The organism is Micromonospora sp. USAFONa4 (assembly GCF_057197825.1).
This window is the reverse complement of the sequence record NZ_CM170072.1, coordinates 4144836-4167061: the sequence shown is the minus strand read 5'-3', so window position 1 is coordinate 4167061 and position 22226 is coordinate 4144836. Positions and strand designations below refer to the sequence as shown.

At 73.8% G+C, this 22226-nt stretch carries 20 protein-coding genes; 6 read left to right on the top strand and 14 right to left on the bottom strand.

Translation table 11 applies throughout. The features are described 5' to 3' along the window. The first annotated feature begins 46 nt into the window (after nt 1–46). The 3 genes from AC0OO9_RS18540 to AC0OO9_RS18530 all read left to right on the top strand — a co-directional run bounded on the left by AC0OO9_RS18540 (nt 47) and on the right by AC0OO9_RS18530 (nt 5012). The gene (locus tag AC0OO9_RS18540; RefSeq protein ID WP_370519015.1) at nt 47–1030 is read left to right on the top strand and encodes a DNA primase; all 984 of its coding nucleotides are present in this window, start codon (nt 47–49) and stop codon (nt 1028–1030) included. Nucleotides 1031–1070: 40 nt separating this feature from the next. Next, nucleotides 1071–3659 (top strand): transposase, encoded by a 2589-nt coding sequence (locus AC0OO9_RS18535; RefSeq protein WP_484511304.1) that lies wholly within the window; start codon nt 1071–1073, stop codon nt 3657–3659. A gap of 129 nt (nt 3660–3788) precedes the next feature. After that, nucleotides 3789–5012, top strand: a complete 1224-nt coding sequence (locus AC0OO9_RS18530; protein ID WP_484511303.1) for an ABC transporter substrate-binding protein — start codon at nt 3789–3791, stop codon at nt 5010–5012. A 75-nt stretch (nt 5013–5087) separates the two neighbouring features. Here AC0OO9_RS18530 and AC0OO9_RS18525 read toward each other — a convergent pair whose 3' ends face one another. From AC0OO9_RS18525 to AC0OO9_RS18510, 4 genes are all read right to left on the bottom strand, one after another. Further along, entirely contained in the window at nt 5088–5681 is a 594-nt protein-coding gene (locus AC0OO9_RS18525) for a GTP-binding protein (RefSeq protein ID WP_132231432.1), read from the bottom strand. 1 nt (nt 5682) lies between these two features. Beyond that, a complete protein-coding gene (locus tag AC0OO9_RS18520; RefSeq protein WP_132232372.1) occupies nt 5683–6060 on the bottom strand; it encodes a DUF742 domain-containing protein in 378 nt (125 codons plus the stop codon). A gap of 95 nt (nt 6061–6155) precedes the next feature. Beyond that, on the bottom strand, nt 6156–6560 hold the full coding sequence (locus AC0OO9_RS18515) for a roadblock/LC7 domain-containing protein (protein ID WP_007455462.1): 405 nt from the start codon (nt 6558–6560) through the stop codon (nt 6156–6158). Continuing rightward, nucleotides 6557–10105, bottom strand: a complete 3549-nt coding sequence (locus AC0OO9_RS18510) for a sensor histidine kinase (RefSeq protein ID WP_484511302.1) — start codon at nt 10103–10105, stop codon at nt 6557–6559. Before AC0OO9_RS18510 ends, AC0OO9_RS18515 begins: the two co-directional genes overlap by 4 nt. Before the next feature lie 460 nt (nt 10106–10565). Between AC0OO9_RS18510 and AC0OO9_RS18505 the strand changes: the two genes are divergently transcribed. Further along, nucleotides 10566–10904 (top strand): hypothetical protein, encoded by a 339-nt coding sequence (locus AC0OO9_RS18505; protein ID WP_311413734.1) that lies wholly within the window; start codon nt 10566–10568, stop codon nt 10902–10904. A gap of 32 nt (nt 10905–10936) precedes the next feature. Here AC0OO9_RS18505 and AC0OO9_RS18500 read toward each other — a convergent pair whose 3' ends face one another. From AC0OO9_RS18500 to yczE, 4 genes are read right to left on the bottom strand one after another with little or no spacing between them, the layout of a single operon-like run. Further along, the gene (locus AC0OO9_RS18500) at nt 10937–12016 is read right to left on the bottom strand and encodes an adenosine deaminase (RefSeq protein WP_484511301.1); all 1080 of its coding nucleotides are present in this window, start codon (nt 12014–12016) and stop codon (nt 10937–10939) included. A gap of 56 nt (nt 12017–12072) precedes the next feature. After that, nucleotides 12073–12486 carry a PPOX class F420-dependent oxidoreductase gene (locus AC0OO9_RS18495; RefSeq protein WP_484511300.1) on the bottom strand — a complete coding sequence of 138 codons (414 nt, stop codon included), beginning with the start codon at nt 12484–12486 and terminating at the stop codon, nt 12073–12075. Then, a complete protein-coding gene (locus AC0OO9_RS18490; protein WP_484511299.1) occupies nt 12483–13052 on the bottom strand; it encodes an NADPH-dependent FMN reductase in 570 nt (189 codons plus the stop codon). Before AC0OO9_RS18490 ends, AC0OO9_RS18495 begins: the two co-directional genes overlap by 4 nt. Further along, nucleotides 13040–13669 (bottom strand): membrane protein YczE, encoded by a 630-nt coding sequence (gene yczE / locus AC0OO9_RS18485; protein WP_484511298.1) that lies wholly within the window; start codon nt 13667–13669, stop codon nt 13040–13042. The genes AC0OO9_RS18490 and yczE overlap by 13 nt, the downstream gene beginning before the upstream one ends. Nucleotides 13670–13728: 59 nt before the next feature. Between yczE and AC0OO9_RS18480 the strand changes: the two genes are divergently transcribed. Continuing rightward, nucleotides 13729–14193 (top strand): MarR family winged helix-turn-helix transcriptional regulator, encoded by a 465-nt coding sequence (locus AC0OO9_RS18480; protein WP_484511297.1) that lies wholly within the window; start codon nt 13729–13731, stop codon nt 14191–14193. 4 nt (nt 14194–14197) lie between these two features. Next, nucleotides 14198–15076, top strand: coding sequence for a putative RNA methyltransferase (locus AC0OO9_RS18475; RefSeq protein ID WP_484511296.1), 879 nt, complete (start codon nt 14198–14200; stop codon nt 15074–15076). Nucleotides 15077–15088: 12 nt separating this feature from the next. Here the strand turns inward: AC0OO9_RS18475 and AC0OO9_RS18470 are convergent, their stop codons facing one another. The 6 genes from AC0OO9_RS18470 to AC0OO9_RS18445 form a co-directional block, all read right to left on the bottom strand. Beyond that, complete coding sequence (locus tag AC0OO9_RS18470; protein WP_132231450.1) at nt 15089–15769, bottom strand: DUF4272 domain-containing protein; 681 nt, start codon at nt 15767–15769, stop codon at nt 15089–15091. A gap of 110 nt (nt 15770–15879) precedes the next feature. After that, on the bottom strand, nt 15880–17160 hold the full coding sequence (locus AC0OO9_RS18465; protein ID WP_484511295.1) for a thymidine phosphorylase: 1281 nt from the start codon (nt 17158–17160) through the stop codon (nt 15880–15882). A 137-nt stretch (nt 17161–17297) separates the two neighbouring features. Continuing rightward, nucleotides 17298–17999: a cytidine deaminase gene (locus AC0OO9_RS18460; protein ID WP_311413725.1), complete on the bottom strand. Its 702-nt coding sequence runs from the start codon at nt 17997–17999 to the stop codon at nt 17298–17300. A 14-nt stretch (nt 18000–18013) separates the two neighbouring features. Then, entirely contained in the window at nt 18014–19294 is a 1281-nt protein-coding gene (locus AC0OO9_RS18455) for an ABC transporter permease (RefSeq protein WP_421457199.1), read from the bottom strand. A gap of 3 nt (nt 19295–19297) precedes the next feature. Beyond that, nucleotides 19298–20659 (bottom strand): ABC transporter permease, encoded by a 1362-nt coding sequence (locus tag AC0OO9_RS18450; protein ID WP_484511294.1) that lies wholly within the window; start codon nt 20657–20659, stop codon nt 19298–19300. Next, nucleotides 20656–22194, bottom strand: a complete 1539-nt coding sequence (locus tag AC0OO9_RS18445; RefSeq protein WP_311413753.1) for an ABC transporter ATP-binding protein — start codon at nt 22192–22194, stop codon at nt 20656–20658. Before AC0OO9_RS18445 ends, AC0OO9_RS18450 begins: the two co-directional genes overlap by 4 nt. Nucleotides 22195–22226 lie beyond the last annotated feature (32 nt).

Here is a 22226-nt window from a genome sequence, read left to right as displayed (position 1 = left end):
CACCGGGGTGCGGGCACCGGTCTCCCGGAGACGCCCACTAGGGTATGTGCCCAGAGTCACTCGCCGGCGGCGGACGCCGGCGGGCAACCCGAAGCACACGGAGGTCAGCGTGGCCCGCCAGTCGCCCCAACGGCCCGACGCCGACGAGCCCGAGCTCGACGACGCCGACGCCCCGGCCGAGTCCGGCACCGCAACCGTCTCGGCCGAGGCCGCCCGCGCCCTCTGGGACGAGCTGCGCATCGACCCGGTGGAGATCGCGCTGCCCGCCGGCACGGGCTACACCCTGCGGGCCTACCGGCCGGCGCGGGAGCTGACCCCGACCGACGTCACCGAGCGCGACCAGGACGACCCGTTCCTGGCCCGCCGCCAGGTCACGGAGGAGGACGAGGAGGACGACGACGAGGCCGTCGTCATCCTCGACGAGGAGGTCGCCCAGGAGTTCGCCGAGAGCGACGACGAGGAGGCCAAGGGCCGCCGCCGCGACGCGACCGACGACGAGGACGCCGAGACCGCCGCCGAGGACGACGAGGACGAGGCGGGCGACGAGGAGGTGCCGGTCTTCCTCACCCACCGTGGCAAGCTGCTGCTCTTCAAGACGCCCGAGTCGCTGGTCAGCTTCATCCGCTCCGGGGCGCCGAACGACCTGTCTCAACTGGACAGCTGGAATGAACTGTCCGAACGGGTGGAGCCGGCCGACATCGCGCCGCTCGACGAGGACGTCTACGAGCTCGACCTGGTGGTCGAGAACCTCCGCGGCGGGCACGACACCTGGGACTGGACGCTGCTCATCGAGGCCGGCGAGGTGGCCCGCGACCTGGCGTACGCGCTGCGGCTACCCGCGGTGCTGGACATGCTCTCCGCCGGCTCCAGCCTCGACGACCTGGACGAGGCGCTGCGTGCCTCGGTCGACGGCGGCGTCGGCGGGTTCTTCGGTCGGCGCCGACTGAGGAAAATCGGGGCACAAACCGCAAGTCTGGGTTGGCGCACCATTGTCGGGAAGATCTCTGCGACCGTGGACTGGCGCGACTGACCCTTTACGGGGAGCATCAGTCTCTGGCAGTGAAAGCCTTGTGTCCCGGGAGGAGGACGACGCCGTGGCGCTCGTGCGCGTGTACTGCGGTCTGGCCTCGGCGGATCCGGCCGACCGACCGGGCTCGGCCGGTTCGACGCTGACGTCCGCTGTGGTCGACGACGCAGGCCGTCTGCTGCATGTCTGCGAGATCGGCGACGACCCCGCTGGCTACGCCCAGCTGGTCGCGCTGCTCGTGGAGCGGTCGGGCGGGCCGAGCGGTGCGGCCATCGCCGCCGACAGCGACGACCACACGGTCACCTCGCTGCTCAGCGCCGCCGGGCGTCCACTGGCGATCGCCGACGACGACTCCGTCGACGACTTCGCCGAGCGCTTCGCCGACGACGACTCCCTGGAGGAGATGCAGTCGCCCCCGGCCGAGCGGCGCGCCGTCGGCCTGGCCCGTGCCCTGCAGGCCGGCGCCCTCTCCGCCGTCACCCTCCCGGCCCCCCGGGACCTCGCCGGCTACAAGCAGGTCCTCGCCGCGCACGCCGCCCTGGCCAGCGGCCGGCACTCCGCCGCCGTCGCGCTGCGTGAGGTGCTCCGCGAGCTCTACCCGGCCGCGTTGCGGGCGTACCCGGACCCGGCCGAGCCGGTCTCGCTGGCCGTGCTGGACGCCCTGCCCGAGCCCGGCATGCTGAGCGGCACCGTGGGCCTCGGCGACGACGCCCCGGCCCCGGCCCCGGCCGAGGCGGTCACGGCGCGGCTCGCCGCCGACGGGGTCGCCGACGCCGACGAGCTCACCTCAGCGGTGACCGCCCTGCGGGTGGCCATCAGCGAGACGCCCCGACGCGCCACCGTCAACCGCGCCCTCACCTCCGCCGTGGCGGAGACCGTGCGGCAGGCGGTCGCCTCCGTCCGGGCTTGCGACGCCGGCTGCCAGGCGCTGGTGGGCGCGCTCAACGACCGGGTCGGCACGCCCGCCACCCCGGCCCCCGGCCGCCGCGCCGCGATCCGGCACGGCGAACCGCTCGCCGACGCACCCGGCCTCGCCCCCACCGGCGGTGCCCTGCCCGGCCTCACCCCCGCCGGCAACGGTCTGCGCGCCCTCCGGCCCGCCGAGCCCGAGCCCGCCCCGGGCGGTGGCCGCCGCAGCCGGCCCGAGCCCGCCTCCGGCCCGACGCCGCCCCCGGCCCCCCGGCCGCTCGGCCCGCCGCCGGTCGCACCGGCCCCCGTCAGCCCGCCGCCGGTCGCGCCGACGCCGCTGACGCCGGCCGCGGTCGCCGGTCCCCCGGTCTCCGCGCCCCCCACGCGCCCCGGGTCGCTGCCGAGCCGGATCGACGGCCCGACCAACCGCCCGGTCTCCGCGCCGCCGCCTCCGCCGCCGGGCATCACCCCGATCGCGCCGGCGCAGCGGGGCACGGTGCCACCGGCCGAGGCGGGAGAGCCGTTCCGCCCCACCCTGACCACGGCGGCGATCCAGAGCGCCCGCGCGGAGCGCCAGCGCACCGTGATCCCGCCCCGCCCGAAGACCAACGGCGAGCCGGCCACGCCCACGGGCGGCTTCAGCGCCACCGACCTGAGCGTTCCCGTGCCCACGCCACGCCCCGGCCAGGAACCCACCTCCCCGGCCGCCCGGGCGGAGTCCGCTCCCCCCGGCTCCCGGGCGAACTGGCCGCTGGTCAACAACCCGGAGGACCCGGCCGACAGTTCCGCCAAGAACCCGGTCGTCGGCTCCTACGGCGACCGCGGCGGGCGCGGCGTCGACGCCCCGACCGATCCGGGGGCGGAGCGCCGGGTCACCCCGCCCTGGCTGGCCGACGACCTGCCCCAGGAGCCGCCGGTGCTGCGGCTGGTCGAGCCCCCGCCGCTGGCGGACCGCGCGCTGCGCGACGGAACGGGCCCGGCCGCCGACGCCCAGCCCGAGACGCCCCCGCTGCGGCTGGTCGACCGCGAGGAGGCCGCCCGCAATGGCCGGCCCGCCCCCCGCGAGGAGCGGCCGCCGACCGAGTACCGGCCGGCACCCCGCGACGAGCGACCGGCCGCCGAATACCGACCGGCACTCCGCGACGAGCGGCCCGCACTCCGCGACGAGCGACCGGCGCCCCGCGACGAGCGGCCGGCGGCCGAGTACCGGCCGGCACCGCGTGACGAGCGGCCGGCGGCCGACTACCGCCCGGCGCCCCCGATGGAGCGCCGCCCGCCGCCCGTGTCCGACGAGGGCGACGGCGACCTGCTGATCTTCGCCCAGGCCAAGTCCGCCTGGTTCGTGGGGCACGACGACGAGTCCGACCTGGAGTGGTCGACCACGGCCGACACCGGCTGGCAGGCGGCCGAGCAGGCCGCCCGCCCGGCGGTCGGCGCCGAGACCCCGGCGGGGCTGCCGAAGCGGGTCCCCCAGGCCAACCTCGTCCCCGGCTCACCGCTGCGGGACGAGCGACCCCTGCGGATCGTCCGCGACGCGGCGAGCCTCGCCGAGAACACCACCGGCTACTTCCGCGGCTGGCGCCGTGGACAGGAGATCGGCGGGTTCGCGGTCGGTGGCCGACCCGGCCGGGAGGCCGCCGGCGGCTGGGACTTCACCCGCGACACGGGCGACCGGGACGACGACCGGGAATACGAGTACCGCTCCGCCGGCTACCGTTCCTGACCGCCGGGAAACCGCCTCCCACCTGCGTGTTCCTGCCCACACCCGGATAATTTGACGCCACGTCGCGGCGGCCGGGAGCATACCGGCGGAACAGCCGGCGGCAAGGGTCGCCGGGTGGGAAGGCGACTCATGGCGACATCGGCGAACGGCCCCTCCGTGTTCACCCGTCGGGGCCTGCTGGCCGCGACGGCCGGCACGCTCCTGCTCAGCGCCTGCGGGCGCGGCGAGGCGGGCGAGGGCGACCGCGCCACGGCGGTCGCGCCGGGCGGTCAGGAACTGCTGGTCGGGGTCAGCCTGGAGCTGACCGGTCCCGGAGCCGCGCTCGGCGTCCTCCAGCAGCGGGCGCTGGAGATCACCCTCGAATCGCTGAACGCCAAGGGCGTGCCGATCGGCAACCTCCGCCGCGCCGTACGGCTGGAGGTGCGGGACAACGCCGGCAACCCCGCGCTGGCGGCCCGGCAGGCCACCGCACTGGCCCGCGACAGCGGCGTACACGCCCTGGTCGGTGGCACCGTGGCCGAGACCTCGATGGCCCTGGCCGGGGTGGCGCAGAAGGAGCGGGTGCCGTTCCTCTCACTCGCCTTCGGCGACGGGATCGTGCTGCCGCTGGCGCAGCGGACGTACGTCTTCAAGATGACCCCGGACGCCGGCGACATGGCCCGACGGCTCGCCCGGCTCATCGCCTCGCAGCGGCTCTCCCGGGTGGCGCTGCTGGCCGCGGACGGCCTGCACGGCGATTCCGGCGTACGGGCCATGACAGGGGCCCTGCGGACGGCCGGGGTGGCGCTGAGCACCGCCACCCGGCTGCCCCGCACCGGCGCGGACCTCCGCCGGGCGGCCCGCGCGGCGACGGGCTCGCGCCCCGACGGGGTGGTGGTGTGGGCGACCGCCCCGGACTCGGCCGCCGCGGTCGGGGCGCTGCGCCGGGCCGGCTACGACGGACCGGTGTTCCTCGACGCGGGCGGGGTCGCCGAGCAGACCCTGGAGGGCGGGAACGCGGCCCTCCTGGAGGGCGCGTACGCCGTCCACCCGACCTCGCTGGGCGGGGCGATGCTCGCCAACACCACCATGTCGGCGCTGGACCGCAAGGAGTTCGTCTACCGCTACGTCCAGCTGCACGGCGGGTTCAGCGGCTTCGCCCCGTACGCGTCCGACGCGGTGCAGCTGGTCGCCGACGCGGCGCGGCTGTCCACCAGCGTCGACCGTGGACGGATCCGGGCGTTTTTGCAGAACCAGGTCACCGAGGGGATGGCGGGGATGTACTCCTTCACCCCCATCCGGCACGGCGGGATGGACCAGGGCTCGCTGGGCGTCTACACCGTCAGCGCGGGTGCCTGGACGCGGGTGTCCTGACCACGCGCCACCTGGGCGCGGGCAGCGACGAGCGCCCGGTGGCGGCCGAGGCCGTCACCGGGCGCGTCGCGGCGATCAGGCCGGCGCCACGGCGCGCGAGCGCCGCATGGTCAGCACGTACTCGACAAGCGAGATCAGCACGTGCTTCGTCGACTCCCGGTTACGGGCGTCGCAGGCCACCACCGGCACGTCGCCGGGAATCGCGAGCGCGTCCCGGACGTCCTGCGGGTCGTGGTACTGCATCCCGTCGAAGCAGTTGATGGCCACCAGGTACGGCAGCCGCCGGTGCTCGAAGAAGTCGATCGCCGCGAAGCAGTCGGCCAGCCGGCGGGTGTCCACCAGCACGACCGCGCCGATCGCACCCCGGACCAACTCGTCCCACATGAACCAGAACCGGGTCTGCCCCGGCGTACCGAACAGGTACAGGATCAGGTCACGGTCGATCGAGATGCGGCCGAAGTCCATCGCCACCGTGGTCGTCGTCTTGCCCGGCACCTGCCGGGTGTCGTCGACGCCCACGCCGGCGGAGGTCATGATGGCCTCGGTCGTCAGCGGCGTGATCTCCGAGACCGAGCCGACCAGCGTCGTCTTGCCGACGCCGAATCCACCGGCGATAACGATCTTCGCCGACGTCACGCGCCCACTCGGGGTCGGCGGGCGGTGCGACATGTCAGAGCCTGCGAAGTCCACTCAGCACCCTCTCCAGCAGTTCAGTGCCCACCGCGTCGTCCGAGTCGTCCAGAATGGTCGGCTCGTGGACCGCGACCAGGCCGTCCGTCGCCATGTCGGCGATGAGCACCCGGGCCACACCGAGCGGGAGCTGCATCCGCGCCGCGATCTCGGCGAGCGACTGCACACGTCCATCACACAGCGCAGCGATGTACTGGTGCTCGCGGCCCTGAGCGCCGTTGCCATTGGCAGCGGCGCGGCCGCGCACCGTCGTCTCGACGAGCGCCTCCAACGCGATGTCGAGGCGGGGGCGGGTACGACCACGGGTAACGGCGTATGGACGGACCAACGCTCCGGTCGGTTCGTCACGATCGGCCATGTCGCCGCTCACCTCCCTCGCACCCGGCACCGGCTCCGGATGGAGCCGTCGTCGTTGTCGTTGTCACCCCGCCGACCTCACGGGTCAACGGGTCGTCAGCCCAGCATTCCCGCAGCCGCGCGTGGCTGCGGGGTCAACGCGTCGCCCACCCGGTCGACCAGCAGGGCCATCTCGTAGCCCACCTGTCCCACGTCGCTGCTGCGGGCGGCGAGCACCGCGAACGACGATCCGTCCGAGATGGACATCAGGAACAGGAAGCCATTGTCCATCTCCACCACTGTCTGCAGCACCGCGCCTCCCTCGAAGCAGCGGGCCGCGCCCTGGGTGAGGCTGACCAGGCCGGACGCGATCGCGGCCAGCTGATCGGCCCGGTCCCGCGGGAGATCCCGTGACGACGCGAGGAGCAGTCCGTCCGCGGAGACGGCGACCGCGTGCGCGACACCGGGTACCCGGTCGGCGAAGTTGGCCAGCAGCCAACCGAGATCCTGCGTAGTTGTCATCGTTCTTGCTCCTTCTGCCCGCTCCCGGCCATCGGGCCTGAGCCAGACTGCGAGGATTGCTGCCCTCCCGGAGTCACCTCCGGGCTGGTCGGGTTGCTGTCCGACGGGTTCGTACGCCCCCGCTGCACGCCCCGATGGTAGGCCGAAAGCAGGCCTCGGACACCCTCCGGCGTACGCCGCTGCACCGAGGTGGTGGGCTTCTCCACCGCGCCGGGCACCAGCTGCGCCATCGGGGTGCGCTTGGGTAGACCGGTCGAGGTGGTCGCCGCGACGGGCACCTCGGTCGCCGCCGAGGCGGCACGCCACCCGTCGTCGGCCGCGGTCTGCCAACCACCGGTCTGTTGCGAGGACCGGCGGTGACCGAAGCTGTCGGCGACGCCGGGGCGGGCACCCCCGTTGGCCGTCGGTCCGTTCTCGCGCGGCGCTCCTCCGGCCGCCGGAGTGTCTGCCATCGGTGCGTTACCTGTCGTCCCGGGTGGTGTCGGCTGCACGGCCCGACCGCCGGCGTCGACCCGGGCGAACTGCTGGGTCGGTGCACCGTTGGTCGGCGTCTTCTCGGCGGCCGGCGCCGCCTCCTCCGGCCCCGGGCGGCGGGTACGGAACCAGGCCGACTCGAGCTCCCGGAAGATCGGCAGCTCCATCGTCTCGTCCGCGTACCGCTGCGGGGTCTGGGCCGGCGGCGTGGTCGGCCGCGCCTGCGGGACGGCCGGGGCCGACCGCTCCGCCGGCGCGGGGGCCTGGGCCGCCGGGGTCGGCGCGCCGGAGCGCGGCACGCGCGGCAGTTCGGTCGTCATGTCCAGCGCGGCGGCCAGCCGCTCGGGCACCGGCGGGGTCGCCACGTCCCGGTCCGCACCGGCGACCGGCGGCCAGGCCGGCGGCGCCGGCGTGCTCGGACCCGGCGTGCCGGGGGCCGGGCGCTGCGGCAGCGGGCCGGTCGACGGCGGCGAGTACGGCGGGCCGGAGTACGGCGCGGCCGAGACCGGCGGGCCGGAGTACGGGTGGCCGGAGACAGGCGACGCCGAGACCGGCATGCCGGAGACCGGCGGGCCGGACACCGGCGGCGCGGAGTAGGGAACCGGCGGGGTCGACACCGGCGGGCCCGCGTAGGGCACGGGCGGCGCGGAGACCGGCGGGACGGAGTACGGCCGGGCCTCGGGGCTGCTCGGCAACTGCCGCGGGACGGCCTGCTGCTGACCCGTGGCGTCCTGGTCGTCGGCCGACCGCCGCTGCGGCAGCGGGTCGATCGACTCGCCGTTCGACGTGCGCGGCCGGAAGGCCTCGCCGCCGTTGAAGCCGCTGGCGCCGGTCAGGTCCGACCAGGCCGGCATGGACCGCGTCGAGCCGGCCGAGGCCGGTGCGCCGGCCCCGTTGCGCGGCGCCGGGTCGAACGGCCGGCCGCCCAGGGTGACCTGGTTGCCGGACTCGCCGGGGCGCTGCGTGGGCATCGGGTTGGCCGGGCCGTTGCCGAGCGCCGGCAGCGCGCCGAAGGCGGGGGCCGGGCCGTGCGACTGCGGGCCGGGCGCCGGCAGCGCGGGCGACGACTGCGGGCGGCCGGAGAGCGCCCGGGGCACGAGCACCGAGGTCGGCATGACCACCTCGGCGACGGTCCCCCGGTCGGTGCCCGGACGCAGCTCGACCTTGACGCCGTGCCGGGACGCCAGCCGGGCGACCACGACCAGGCCCATCATCCGCGAGACGGCCACGTCGACCTGCGGCGGCGTGGCGAGCCGCTCGTTGAGGTCGTGGAGCTGGTCGGGGCTGATCCCGATACCCCGGTCCTCCACGTAGAGCGACGCGCGGTCGCCGACGCGCCGGGCCTCCACCATGACGTGCGAGTCCGGCGGCGAGAAGGCGGTGGCGTTGTCGAACAGCTCGGCGACCAGGTGGACCAGGTCGTTGACGGCGTGCGCCGCGACCTCGATGTCCCGGTCGATCACCCCGAACTCGATCCGGGTGTAGTGCTCGACCTCGGACTGGGCCGCCCGGAGCACGTCGATCAGCGCGGCCGGCTGCCGCTGCACGCGGGTGGAGTCGGCCCCGGCGAGCACCAGGAGGTTCTCGTCGTTACGGCGCATCCGGGTCGCCAGGTGGTCGAGCTGGAACAGCTCGGCCAGCCGGTCCGGGTCCTCCTCGCCGCGCTCCAGCCGGTCGAGGTGACCGATCAGGCGGTCGACCAGGATCTGCGAGCGGCGGGCCAGGTTGACGAACATCGTCGCGACGGACGCGCGCAGCGCGGCCTGCTCGGCGGCGGTGCGGACGGCCTCCAGGTGGACCGCGTTGAACGCCTCGGTCACCTGGCCGAACTCGTCCTTGCTGCGCACCGGCAGCGGCTCGGCGATCTGGTTGGCGAGCTGCACCGGGGAGAGCTGACCGGTCACCTTGGGGTCGCGCAGGCGGGCGACGGCCTGGGGCAGGCCGTACTGGGCGATGGAGAGGGCGCCCTGGCGCAGGTCGCGCAGGGAGCGCGCCATCGAGCGGGCGACCAGGTAGGCGAAGAGGATCGCCAGGAGCAGCATGCTGAGCAGCAGGCCGGTCTCCAGGAACACCTGGCGCTGCACGTCGGAGCGGAGGTTCTCGGCGCCCGCGACGACCTCGCGGTCGATCTTCGCCTCGACCGTACGGATCAGCTTGGCGTTGGCCACCATCGCCGCGTCCCACTGGTCGGCGTCGAACGGGGCGCCGGTCAGGGTGTCGGCGGTGGTGATGCCGTTGAGCCAACTGTTGTAGGTGTTCGCCTCGCGCAGGTCGGGGCCGGCGACCACCTGGGCGTAGTACTCCTGCTCGGGCTGGCTGGCCACCACCTGGAAGCTCTGCAGCCACTGGCTGGAGCCGGTGCTGGTGGCGATGTACTCGTTGCGCAGGTTCGGGGTGAGCCGCTGCTGGATGAACGCCCGGTGCACCACGTCTCGGCGGCGGGAGAGGAACTCCTTGTTCCGGGCGGTGGCGGTCGACGCGCGCATCTTGTCGCTGAGCTCGTTGTCGCCGGCGAGTTGGGTGGCCGAGTCGCGGATGCTGATCAGGTCGTCGATCAGGCCGTCGTAGGCCTGCATGGCCGGGACGAGCCCGAGCTTGCCGTTGAAGACCTGGCTGCGGGTGCCGGGCAGGTCTGTCAGGGTCTGGTCGATCTCGCCCAGCAGGCCGTCGAGGTTGGCCGGGAGGTCCTCGACCTCGGCCCGCTGCTGGGAGTACCGCCCCTTGGCCTTGTCCACGGTGACGTTGGCCTGCTCGTACGCCTGCTTGTAACGGGCGTTGTCCTGGCCGCGCGGCACGCCCAGCAGGCGCAGCGCGTTGGTCCGCTCGTTCTGCAGGGTGTCGACCAGGTCGCCCGAGTAACCGACGAGGTTGGCCAGGTCGCCGGCCCGGTTGGCGTTGTTGAGGGTCTCCAGGTGATCGACCAGACCGCTGGTGCCCACGACCACCGTGGCGATGGTCGGCACGATCATGATGAGGCCGAGCTTGGACCAGATCGGCATGTCGCGGAACCGACCGGCCGGCCGGCGCAGACGCGACAGGAAGGAGCCCGCCGGCTTTGGCCGTTTGCTCACGTCACCGCCCTCGCGATTTCTGGATCCGCATTGCCCCTGGACAAGGACCAGCGGCCGACCCTGCGGGCCGGACCATCCGAGATTCCATCACGCTACCTGCCAAAGAGAAAGCCCAGGTTGGCCGCAGCCAGCGGTGTGATGAGATGTTGATGCAATTTGATAGCAATCCGTCTGGCCGGAGTCACTGAAAGTAATGAAGCAGCCTCATCGCGTTGTCCTGCTCGCCGGTCCTTCCGGGTCCGGAAAGTCGTACATAGCGCAGCGAACCGGCCTTCCGGTGCTCTGCCTGGACGACTTCTACAAGGACGGTGACGACCCTACGTTGCCGCGACGAAACGGCCTGGTGGATTGGGAGTCCCCCCGCTCCTGGGACGCTGCGGCGGCCGTGGAGACGATTGCCCGACTGGCCAGGGAGGGCAAGGCCGATGTGCCGGTTTATGCGATCGGTGCGGACCGTCGGGTGTCCACCCGGCCATTCGAGGTCGCCGGTTCGCCACTTTTCGTGGCCGAAGGGATCTTCGCGGCCGAGATCGTCGAGGAGTGCCGCCGGAGAGGGGTCCTGGCCGGGGCTTATGCCCTACGGCGCCCCCGGGGGGCGACCTTCGTCCGCCGGCTGGCGCGCGACCTCGCCGAGCAGCGCAAGGCGCCCGGGGTGCTGGTGCGCCGCGGCCTGGCGCTGCTGCGCGCCGAGCCGGCGGTGCTGCGGCGGCAGACCGGCCTGGGCGCCGAGGCGGCCCGGGCGGGCGAGGTGCTGCGCGCGGTGGCCGGCCTGCTCGCCGGCCACCCGCACCGCACCTGACCGGGCCGCCCGAACGCGGCGGCCCGCCGTGGTCAGCCCAGCAGCTTGCCGTACGCGGGCTTGATCACCTCGTCGATGATCTTCAGCCGCTCGTCGAACGGGATGAAGGCGCTCTTCATGGCGTTGATGGTGAACCACTGGAGCTCCTTCCAGCCGTAGCCGAAGGCGTCCACCAGCAGGGCCATCTCCCGGGACATCGACGTGCCGCTCATCAGCCGGTTGTCGGTGTTCACCGTCGCCCGGAACCGCAGGTCCCGCAGCAGCCCGATCGGGTGCTCGGCGATCGAGGGGGCGGCGCCGGTCTGCACGTTCGAGGACGGGCACAGCTCCAGCGGGATCCGCTTGTCCCGCACGTACGCGGCCAGCCGGCCGAGCACCGGCTCCGGGCCGGGCGTGATGTCGTCCACGATCCGCACGCCGTGGCCGAGCCGGTCCGCCCCGCACCACTGGATCGCCTGCCAGATCGACGGCAGGCCGAACGCCTCGCCGGCGTGGATGGTGAAGTGGAAGTTCTCCCGCTGGAGGTACTCGAAGGCGTCCAGGTGCCGGGTGGGCGGGAAGCCCGCCTCGGCGCCGGCGATGTCGAAGCCGACCACCCCGGCGTCCCGGTGCCGGACGGCCAGCTCGGCGATCTCCTGCGACCGGGCGGCGTGCCGCATCGCGGTGAGCAGCGTGCCGACCCGGATCGACTGGCCGGCTTCGGCGGCGACGGCGGTGCCCTCGACGAAGCCGGCCAGCACCGCCTCGACCACCTCGTCCAGGGTGAGGTCCCGCTCCAGGTGCTGCTCGGGGGCGAACCGCACCTCGGCGTAGACCACCCCGTCGGCGGCCAGGTCCTGGGCGCACTCCCGGGCCACCCGGCGCAGCGCCGACGCGGTCTGCATGACGGCGACGGTGTGCGCGAACGTCTCGAGGTAGCGCTCCAGGGAGCCGGAGTCGGCCGCCTCGACGAACCAACGGCCGAGCGCCTCGGGGTCGGTGGTGGGCAGTTCGTGCCCCACCTCGGCGGCCAGTTCGACGATCGTCGCCGGCCGCAGGCCGCCGTCGAGGTGATCGTGCAGCAGCGCCTTCGGGACCTTGACGATGTCCTCGTAACGGATTGTCGCGACCATGCTCAGACCCTAGTCGGCCGCACGGGAAGCGGCCGACGGGACCGGCCGGGATCCGGTCAGGGACGCCAGCCGTACACCCGGTCGACGGCGAGCCGGAGCACCAGCCGGCCGTCGGCGACCATCGCCGCCCGGTAGTCCGCCCAGTCGGGGTGCTCGCCGCGGATGCGCCGGTAGACCTCGACCAGCTCCTCGACCGTGGCGTCACCGGGCCCCGCCGCGGGCGGGGTGAGCGTGACCACGCCCTCCGCGACCGCGTAGGCCCCGCCGTCGGCGGTGGTGACGTGCAGGCTGGCCCGCGGGTCGCGGCGCAGGTTGCGCACCTTGGCCCGGCCGTCCGTGGTGGAGCAGCGGATCAGGCCGGGCTCGGCGAGGAAGTCGAGGTTGGACAGCTGGGGCCGGCCGTCGCGGCGCAGGGTCACCAGCACGCCCCGGCCGCGCTCACCGAACAGCTCCCACAGCCGGGCGGTCACGCCGTCACCCGCAGCGGGGCGAGGGCGGCGGTGAGCCGGGCCAACTCGTCGAGCATCGCCGTGGCGGCGACGTCGCGCCCCGGGTCCGGCACGAGCTCCCCCGTGTCGTCGAGCGCCTGCCGCAGGAACACGGTCACCGCCTCGTTGGCCGGCATCATCTTGAGGGTGGTCACGACCTGCTTGATCATCTGGACCGCGCGCAGGCCGCCGGAGGTCATGCCGTAGCTGACGAAGCCGACCGGCTTGTACTGCCACTCCGTGTAGAGGTGGTCGATCGCGTTCTTCAACGGCGCGCTGAAGCCGTAGTTGTACTCCGGCATGACGAAGACGAAGGCGTCGGAGGCGGCGACGGTGGCGCTCCACTCCCGGGTGTGCCCGTGCAGGTAGCGGCCCTCGGAGGGGTGGTGCGGCTCGTCGTGGAAGGGCAGGCCCACCTCGGCGAGGTCGACGAGGCGGACGTCGTCGAAGGCGTCGTACGCGGCGGCGAGGGTGGTGAACCAGTCGCCGATCCGGCGGCCCACGCGGCCGGGCCGGGTGCTGGCGACGATGACGGTCAGGCGGGGCATGGCGAGGTCGCTCCTGTGGTGACGGGCCGGCCCGGGGCCGGCACGGTGAACCTCGGGATGAGGTGCTCCGCCAGCGGGCCGATGCTGACGGCGAAGAGGAGGGTCCCGGGGCCGACGGTGCCGCCGAGCGCCCAGCCGAGGGCGAGCACGCCGAGCTCGATGGCCGTGCGGACCCGCCCGATCGGCAGGCCGCGGGCGGCCAGCCCGGTCATCAGGCCGTCGCGCGGCCCAGGACCGAGGCGGGCCCCGAGGTAGAGGGCCGTGGCGAGCCCGTTGAGCAGGATGCCGACGACCAGCAGGCCCGCCCGGCCGGCGACCGGGGCCACGGGCGGCAGGACGGCGAGCGCGACGTCGGCCGCGACGCCGACCACCACCGCGTTCGCGACGGTGCCGACGCCGGGGCGCTGCCGGAGCGGGATCCAGAGCAGCAGCACGGCGAGAGCGACCAGGTTCACCACCTGCCCGAGGGGGAGCCCGGTCCGCGCGGCGAGGCCCTGGTGCAGCACGTCCCAGGAGGCGAGGCCCAGGTCGGCGCGGACCATCACGGCCACGCTGACGCCGAACAGCACGAGGCCGCTCAGCAGGCGGGCCAGCCGGCCCGGCAATCTGGTTGACATGTCACTCACCTTAGGAGGCAGGTTGATGACATGTCAACCAGATGGCTAGGATGGTCGGCATGGCACAACCACGCTGGCTGGACGAGCGCGAACAGAGCGCCTGGCGGGGCTACCGGCGGATGCGCCGCCTGCTCGACCTGGAGCTGGCCCGCGAGCTGATGCGCGACGCCGGGCTCTCCGAGCCCGACTACGACGTGCTCTCCGACCTCTCGGAGACACCCGACCAGCGGCTGCGGCTCAGCGAGCTGGCCGACCGGATGCTCTGGTCGCGCAGCCGGCTCTCCCACCACCTCACCCGCATGCAGCAGCGCGGCCTCGTCACCCGCGAGGAGTGCGCCTCGGACGGGCGCGGCGCCGTCGTCGTACTCACCGCCGAGGGCCGGCGCGCCATCGAGGCAGCCGCCCCCGGCCACGTGGCGGCCGTCCGTCGGCACCTCATCGACCTGCTGAGCCCCGACGAGGTCGCCGCGCTGGACGCGCTCACCCACCGGGTGGTCGACCACCTCACCCGACCCGGAGAATGAGCCGGTGGACCACCGCATCGTGGACCGGCTCCGCTGCCCGGTCTGCGCCGAGCCGCTGACCGAGGTCGCCACCGGCGGCACCCGCGCGCTGCGCTGCCCGCGCCGGCACAGCTTCGACATGGCCCGCCAGGGCTACGTCAACCTGCTCGCCGGCCGCGCCCCGCACGCCGGGGACACCGCCGAGATGGTGGCCGCCCGCGCCGACTTCCTCGCGGCCGGCCACTACGACCCCATCTCGGCCGCCCTCGCCGCCGCCGCGACCCAGGCCGTACGGCACGTCGCCGAGGCGCGCGCCGACGGGGCGTACCCCCTGGTGGTGGACGCCGGGGCGGGGACGGGCCGGCACCTCGCGGCGGTGCTGGCGGCGCTGCCGGACGCGGCGGGTCTCGCCCTGGACGTGTCGAAGCCGGCGCTGCGCCGGGCCGCCCGGGCGCACCCGCGCGCGGCGGCGGCGCTCGCCGACACCTGGCAGCGACTCCCCCTGGCCGACGCCGGCACGGCCGTGCTGCTGAACGTCTTCGCGCCACGCAACGGCGCGGAGTTCCACCGGGTCCTCGACCCGGCCGGCGCGCTGCTGGTGGTCACGCCGGCCGAGGACCACCTCACCGAACTGGTCGGCGCCCTCGGCCTGCTGCGGGTGGACCCGGCCAAGGCGGACCGGGTCGCCGAGAGCCTGGGCGGGCACTTCACCCCGGGGGCGTCCACCCTGCACCGGCGGGAGCTGGCGCTGACCGGCCCGGAGGTCGCGACGCTGGTCGGGATGGGCCCCAGCGCCTGGCACACCGACCCGGCCGGGCTCGCCACCCGGGTCGCCGCCCTCGCCGAGCCGGTCCGGGTGACGGTCGCGGTACGCCTGACCACCTGGCACCCGACTCGGGTGTAAGGAAGGCCCGCGTCAGGTGGAGAGGTCGACCTCTTCCCAGCCGGGGGGCTCGTCGTGGTACGGCCCGCGCAGCATCACCGCCCACTCCAGGGCCCACCGGCGCTGGCCGATGGCGTTCGCGTCCACCAGCCCCGGCGGCGTACGGCCGGCCCGTTCCGTCTCCAGGTAGGCCCAGTCCAGGCAGTAGTGCAGGTCCAGCAGGGCGGCCGCGTCGGCGGGGTGCTGCGGGGCGGTGAGGATCCGGGCCCGCCAGTGGCCGAAGGTCTCCCCGTCGTGGATGTGCGGCATCCGCTCCACCAGCCGCTCGTCGACCGGCAGCGTCGGGTCGAGCTGCTTGGTCAGGCCGAGCACCCAGGCCAGCGCGAAGAGTGCGTCGTGGTGCAGCACGAACGACCGGTGGTCGCCCTTGCCTCCGGTCACGAACTGGAACTCCGGCGGCGTGACCATCTCGACCAGGTGCGAGGCGAGCAGCCAGCTCATCGCCGACTGCGGCGGCATCCCGAAGCAGCGGGCCAGGATCAGGTGCAGCACCGCGATGCGGGCCTCGATCTCCACGGTGGGGCGGAGCTCGATCTGGTCGCCGGGCTCCCACACGAGTGGGAACTGGGCGGGCGGCAGCGGGAGGCCCAGCCGGGACAGCTCGTCCAGGCTCGCCTCACGCACCTCCCGTGGATCGGGGGCAGGTACGGTCACGGCGAAAAATTCCTGTCTGCTCGCGACGACTCGGCGCCGGTTGTCCCCCTGGCCAGGGAGGATAGCGGTCCGAGCGGGCCGGCACCATGCCGCCCCGGGGACCGCCGCGCTCAGCCGATCCGCTCGATGACCAGCGGCGTCGCGGCGGGTGCGGTCGGCGCGATCCGTACCGCCCGCGCGGCGTCGTCCCGGGCCGCCGGGATCCGGGCGGCGTCCTCCGCCCGCAGTTCGAAGAGGACGTCGCCCGCCCGCACCGGGTCGCCCGGACGCCGGTGCAGCACGACCCCCGCCGGCACGCTGACCGGGTCCTCCTTGCGGGCCCGTCCGGCGCCGAGCCGCCAGGCCGCCACCCCCATGTCGTACGCGTCGATCGCCGCGACGAAGCCGTCCGCGTCCGCGCGGACCACCTCGACCTCGTTCGCGGTCGGCATCGGGGCGTCCGGGTCGCCGCCCTGGGCGCGGATCATCGCCCGCCAGGAGTCCATCGCCCGACCGTCGCGCAGAGCCGCGGCCGGGTCGGCGTCCGGCAGCCCGGCCGCGTCGAGCATCTCGCGGGCCAGCGCCAGGGTCAGCTCGACAACGTCGGCGGGACCGCCCCCGGCGAGCACCTCGACGGACTCGGTCACCTCGACGGCGTTGCCGATGGCCAGGCCCAGCGGGGTGGACATGTCGGTGAGCAGGGCGACGGTCCGTACGCCGTGCGCGCCGCCGAGCTCGACCATCGTCCGGGCCAGCTCGCGGGCCTGCTCGACGGACTTCATGAACGCGCCCGAGCCGACCTTCACGTCGAGCACCAGCGCGCCGGTGCCCTCCGCGATCTTCTTGCTCATGATCGAGCTGGCGATCAGCGGAATGGCCTCGACGGTCCCGGTCACGTCGCGCAGCGCGTACAGCTTGCGGTCGGCGGGCGCGAGCCCCGCGCCGGCCGCGCAGATCGCCGCGCCGACGTCCCGGAGCTGGGCGGTGAACTCGTCGTTGCCCAGCGCCGCCCGCCAGCCCGGGATCGATTCCAGCTTGTCCAGCGTGCCGCCGGTGTGCCCGAGGCCCCGGCCGCTGAGCTGCGGCACGGCGGCGCCGCACGCGGCGACCAGCGGGGTGAGCGGCAGGGTGATCTTGTCACCGACGCCGCCGGTGGAGTGCTTGTCGACGGTCGGCCGGTCGACGGCGGAGAGGTCGAGCCGCTCCCCGCTGGCGATCATCGCGGCGGTCCACCGGGCGATCTCCGGCCCGGTCATGCCGCGCAGCAGGATCGCCATGGCCAGCGCCGACATCTGCTCGTCGGCGACCACCCCCCGGGTGTACGCGTCCACCACCCAGTCGATCTGCGCGTCGGAGAGCACCCCCCCGTCCCGCTTGACCCGGATGACGTCAACCGCCGTGAAAGCACTCATCACAAAAGATCTTCCTAGTCGTATGCAGATACCGGCACGCGGACCGCGACCACCGAGGGCTCGGGCCGACCGTGCCCGGCGGAGGGATCAAGCCTGACCGCCCGGAGCCGGGCACGGTCGGCCCGAGCCCCAAAAGCTCAACCCCAGCGAACCGGGATCTCCATCGGCGGCTCACCCTCGCCGGCCCAGAAGATCGCCCCCGAGGCGTCCACGACCACCACCCGGGGCGTACGGGCGAGGCCCCAGGTGATCGCCTCCGCCGGCTCGTCCCAGCTCGGGCCCTCCTCCAGCACGCCGGTCTCGGCGCCGTCGTCGTCGCCCGCGGACCGCTCCCAGTAGGCGGTCCAGACCTGCTGACCGGCGGAGAGATCGGGGTGCACGAAGACCGTGCCGCGCCCGCGCCAGGCGGCCAGCCGCTCCGGCACCACCGGCACCGGGGCCTCCCCCGTCACGGCCTCCAGGTCGGTCACGTCGAAGGCGTGCGGCAGCAGCTCGGCCATCCGCAGCGGGCCGCCCCTCGCCTCGATGAGGCACTCCGGGCCGCCCTGCTCCCAGAGCAGCTGGCGGCACCGGCCGCACGGCATCAGCGGCTCGCCGGTCGCGTCGACGCAGGACAGGGCCACGATCCGGCCGCCGCCGGTGGCGTGCAGCGAGGAGACCACGCCGCACTCGGCGCAGAGCACCACGCCGTACGCGGCGTTCTCCACGTTGCAGCCGACCACCACCCGGCCGTCGTCGACAAGCGCGGCCGCCCCGACCGGGAACTTCGAGTACGGCACGTACGCGTGCCGCATCACCTCGGTGGCGGCGGCCCGCAGCCGCTCCCAGTCGATCTCCATGTGGTACTCCCCCGTCAGCCCTTGATGTACGGCTTGCCGTCGGCGGCCGGCGCCCGGACCCGACCGACGAGCCCGGCCACCGCCAGGATCGTCGCCAGGTAGGGCAGCATGGCCAGGAACTGGTTCGGGATCACGCTGTTGATGGCGCCCAGGTAGGTGGCGAGCTGGTCGGCGAAGCCGAAGAAGAGCGCCGCGAGCAGCGCCCCCGTCGGGCTCCACCGGCCGAAGATCAGCGCGGCCAGGGCGATGAAGCCCTTGCCGCCGATCATGTTCTTGGTGAACGAGTAGAGCGCCAGCGTGTAGGACGCGCCGCCGATGCCGGCGACCACCCCGGCGAGCAGCACGTTGCGGTAGCGCAGCCCGAGCACCTTGACGCCCAGGGTGTCGGCGGCGGTGGGGTGCTCGCCGACCGAGCGGGTGCGCAGGCCCCACCGGGTGCGGAACAGCGCGATGTGGATGACCAGCACCAGCAGCAGGCCGAGGTAGAGGAAGATGTTGCCCCGGAACAGCGCCGGGCCGAGCAGCGGGATGTCCGACAGCAGCGGGATCTCCCAGTTGCTGAACCGGGGAGCGCTGTTGTACTTCTGCGCGTTGGTCTGCATCAGCCGCTCGTAGAGGAAGCCGGTGACGCCGACCGCGAGCAGGTTGAGCACGATGCCCATGACCACCTGGTCGACCAGGTAGCGGATCGAGAAGACGGCCAGCAGCAGCGAGATGAAGGCGCCGCCGATCGCCGCCGCGACCAGGCCGACCCAGACGTTGCCGGAAAGGCTGCCGAAGAGCGCGCCGCTGAAGGCGCCCATCAGCAACTGCCCCTCGATGGCCACGTTGACCACGCCGGAGCGCTCGCAGAGCACGCCGGCCAGGGCGCCGAAGACCAGCGGCAGGGCCAGGATGAAGGTGCCCCGGAGGATGTTGACCAGCGGCATGAAGTTCTGCCCGGCCGGCGCGTCGGAGACCTGCCAGCAGAGGAACGACAGCACGAAGCCGACCAGGCCGACGCCGAGCACGAGGGTGAACCAGCGCTTCGGCAGCCCGGCCAGCATGGCGACGCCGGCGGCGACCGCGACGAGGCCGAAGAGGATCGCGCCGAGGGTGCCGTGGATCTCGAGCGCGGCGCCGGCGGCGTCCTCGCTGAGGGTGAACCGGGCCTGCTCGCCGGTGGCGAGCGCCCCGAACAGCACCGTCGCCAGCAGGCCGAGGGCGAGCAGCACGGCGCCGACCTTGCGGGTACGGGTCCAGAAGCCCTGGTCGACGGGGGCGACCGCGACGTCTTCGACAGCCATGGTGGACATGAGTTACCAGCCCTTCGCCAGGCTCGTCTGCAACCGGGCGGCGCGGGCGGCCCGGAGCTGGAAGATCGCCTTCACCAGGGCCGGCGCGGCGATGAAGATGACGATCAGCGCCTGGAGCACGGTGACCAGCTCCAGCGAGATCCCCGAGTAGGACTGCATCCGGTTGCCGCCGGCCTGGAGCGCGCCGAAGAGCAGCGCGGCCAGCGCGACGCCCCACGGCTTCACGCGGCCGAGCAGCGCCACCAGGATGCCGTCGAAGCCGATCTGGGCGACCACCAGCGGGGTCAGCGCGCTGGCGGTGGAGCCGAGCACCATGTTGGAGCCGCCGAGGCCGGCCAGGATCCCGGCGAAGACCATGATCAGGACGTACGTCCGGGTGACGCTGATGCCGGCGGTCCGCGCGGCGTCGGGGTTGGCGCCGACGGCGCGCAGCTCGAAGCCGAGCGTGGACCGGTTGAGCAGCCACCAGACCGCCCAGGTGGCCAGCACCGCCAGGATGATGCCGGCGTGCACCCGCAGCCCGTCGCCGAGCAGCCGGGGCAGCTGGGCCGAGCCGTCGACCGGCTTGCTGATCGCGTCCGTACGGTTCGGGTCCTGGACGCCGTTCTGCACGATGATCCAGGTCAGGAAGTACGTGGCGACGTAGTTGAGCATGATCGTGTTGATCACCTCGTGGGCGCCGGTGCGCGCCTTGAGGATGCCCGGGATGAAGCCCCAGATCGCCCCGCCGAGCGCGCCGGCGAGCACCGCGACGAGCAGGTGCAGGCCGGGCGGCAGCGGCAGCAGGAAGCCCGCCAGCGCGGCCAGGATCACGCCCATGGTGGCCTGGCCCTGGGCGCCGATGTTGAACAGGCCGCCCCGGAAGGCCAGCGCCACCGACAGGCCGGTGAAGACCAGCGGCGCGGTGTAGGTCAGCGTCTCCGAGATCGGGCTCATCACCGCCTGGAAGCCGACCGCGTCCGGGTCGAAGATCGCGCCCTTGAACAGGTTGCCGTACGCCTCGCTGACCAGCGTCCAGCTCGCGTTGAGCGCGTCGGCCGGCCGGGCCGTGATGTAGCTGTAGGTGGCGAGCACCTCGGGGTCGGACACGATCATCAGGATCGCGCCGACGACCATCGCCAGCACCAGCGACAGCAGGGTCACCGTGAAGGTGTTCGCCGCCCAGAGGTTGTCCAGGAACAGCCGGCCCAGCGAGGGCTTCGCCTCCGGGGCCGGGGCCTTCGGGGAGGTGGCCGTACCGGCGCGCTCGGTGTTGCCGAGCGCGGTCTGCGCGGCCTGCGCCTCGGTCGCCGGCTCCTTGTCCGGGGAGCCCGACGGGGGGTTCGGGGTGCCCGGGGAGCCCGACTCGGGGTTCGGGTTCGTCATGCCTCGTCCTTGCTACCAGGGCCCTCGGCGGCGGGGGCCGCCGCACCGCCGTCGGCCGGGGTCGTGCCGGTCGCGGCGGCGGGCGCCGCGTCGGGGGTGATGCCGGCCATCAGCAGGCCGATCTCCTCGCGGGGGGTGTCCGGGCCGACGATGCCGATGATCCGGCCGCGGTACATGACCGCGATCCGGTCGGCCAGGCCGATCACCTCGTCGAGCTCGCTGGAGACCACCATGACGGCGGTGCCGACGTCCCGTTCCCGGATGACCTGGCTGTGGATGAACTCGATCGACCCGACGTCGACGCCGCGGGTCGGCTGGGCGGCGATGAAGAGCTTCAGCGGCCGGGACAGCTCCCGGGCCACGATCACCTTCTGCTGGTTGCCGCCGGAGAGGGTGCCGACGGGGGCGTCGGCCGAGGAGGTGCGCACGTCGAACTGCGCGATCCGCTCCTTCGCCGACTTGGCGATGGCGTCCGGCTTGAGCGCCAGGCCCCTGCCGAAGGGCGGCCGGTCGTAGATGTCGAGCACCAGGTTCTCCGCGACGGAGAACTCCTTGACGACGCCGTCGACGCTGCGGTCCTCCGGCACGTAGCCGACGCCGGCGCGCAGCACCTTCTTGGTCGACCAGCCGTTGACCCGCTGCCCGTCGAGGGTGACCGTGCCGGCGAGCGTCGGGCGCAGCCCCATGATCGCCTCGATCAGCTCGGTCTGGCCGTTGCCCTGCACGCCCGCGATCCCGAGCACCTCGCCCGCGCGTACGGTCAGGTCGACCCCGTCGACCGCCCGGATCTGCCGGTCGTCGTCGACGACCAGGCCGGAGACCTCCAGGACCGGCTTGCCGGGGGTGGCGGTCTCCTTGTCCACGGTGAGCCGGACGCTGCGGCCGACCATCAGCGCGGCCAGCTCGTCGCGGCTCGCCTCGGGGGAGGCGGTGCCGACGGTCTTCCCCCGCCGGATCACGGTGATCCGGTCGGCGATGGCCTTGACCTCGCCAAGCTTGTGGGTGATGAAGACGATCGACTTGCCGGCGGCCTTGAGCGACCGCATCACGGTGAGCAGTTCCTCGGTCTCCTGCGGCGTGAGCACGGCCGTCGGCTCGTCGAGGATGAGCAGGTCGACGTCGCGGGTGAGCGCCTTGACGATCTCCACCCGCTGCTGGATGCCGACCGGCAGGTCCTCGATCACCGCGTCCGGGTCGACCCTCAGGTTGTACCGCTCGGAGACCTCGGCGACCTCGCGCCGGGCCCGCCGCCGGTCCAGGAAGCCGGCGATGCCGCCCCGGACCTGTTCGGCGCCGAGCATGATGTTCTCGGTGACGGTGAAGACGGGCACCAGCATGAAGTGCTGGTGCACCATGCCGATCCCGGCACCGATCGCGTCCGACGGCCCCCGCAGCTTCAGCGGCGCGCCGTCGACCAGGATCTCGCCCTCGTCGGGCTGGTAGAGCCCGTAGAGCACGTTCATCAGGGTCGACTTGCCGGCGCCGTTCTCGCCGAGCAGGGCGTGGATCTCTCCAGGCTCCACCGTCAGGTCGATGTGATCGTTGGCGACCAGATCACCGAACCGCT

Bases quoted from the DNA above. Each gene is read 5' to 3' on its own strand.
- AC0OO9_RS18530 (WP_484511303.1), top strand. From the start codon at position 3,789: ATGGCGACATCGGCGAACGGCCCCTCCGTGTTCACCCGTCGGGGCCTG.
- AC0OO9_RS18525 (WP_132231432.1), bottom strand. From the start codon at position 5,681: ATGTCGCACCGCCCGCCGACCCCGAGTGGGCGCGTGACGTCGGCGAAG.
- AC0OO9_RS18520 (WP_132232372.1), bottom strand. From the start codon at position 6,060: ATGGCCGATCGTGACGAACCGACCGGAGCGTTGGTCCGTCCATACGCC.
- AC0OO9_RS18515 (WP_007455462.1), bottom strand. From the start codon at position 6,560: ATGACAACTACGCAGGATCTCGGTTGGCTGCTGGCCAACTTCGCCGAC.
- AC0OO9_RS18500 (WP_484511301.1), bottom strand. From the start codon at position 12,016: ATGGTCGCGACAATCCGTTACGAGGACATCGTCAAGGTCCCGAAGGCG.
- AC0OO9_RS18490 (WP_484511299.1), bottom strand. From the start codon at position 13,052: ATGCCCCGCCTGACCGTCATCGTCGCCAGCACCCGGCCCGGCCGCGTG.
- yczE (WP_484511298.1), bottom strand. From the start codon at position 13,669: ATGTCAACCAGATTGCCGGGCCGGCTGGCCCGCCTGCTGAGCGGCCTC.
- AC0OO9_RS18480 (WP_484511297.1), top strand. From the start codon at position 13,729: ATGGCACAACCACGCTGGCTGGACGAGCGCGAACAGAGCGCCTGGCGG.
- AC0OO9_RS18465 (WP_484511295.1), bottom strand. From the start codon at position 17,160: ATGAGTGCTTTCACGGCGGTTGACGTCATCCGGGTCAAGCGGGACGGG.
- AC0OO9_RS18460 (WP_311413725.1), bottom strand. From the start codon at position 17,999: ATGGAGATCGACTGGGAGCGGCTGCGGGCCGCCGCCACCGAGGTGATG.
- AC0OO9_RS18455 (WP_421457199.1), bottom strand. From the start codon at position 19,294: ATGTCCACCATGGCTGTCGAAGACGTCGCGGTCGCCCCCGTCGACCAG.
- AC0OO9_RS18450 (WP_484511294.1), bottom strand. From the start codon at position 20,659: ATGACGAACCCGAACCCCGAGTCGGGCTCCCCGGGCACCCCGAACCCC.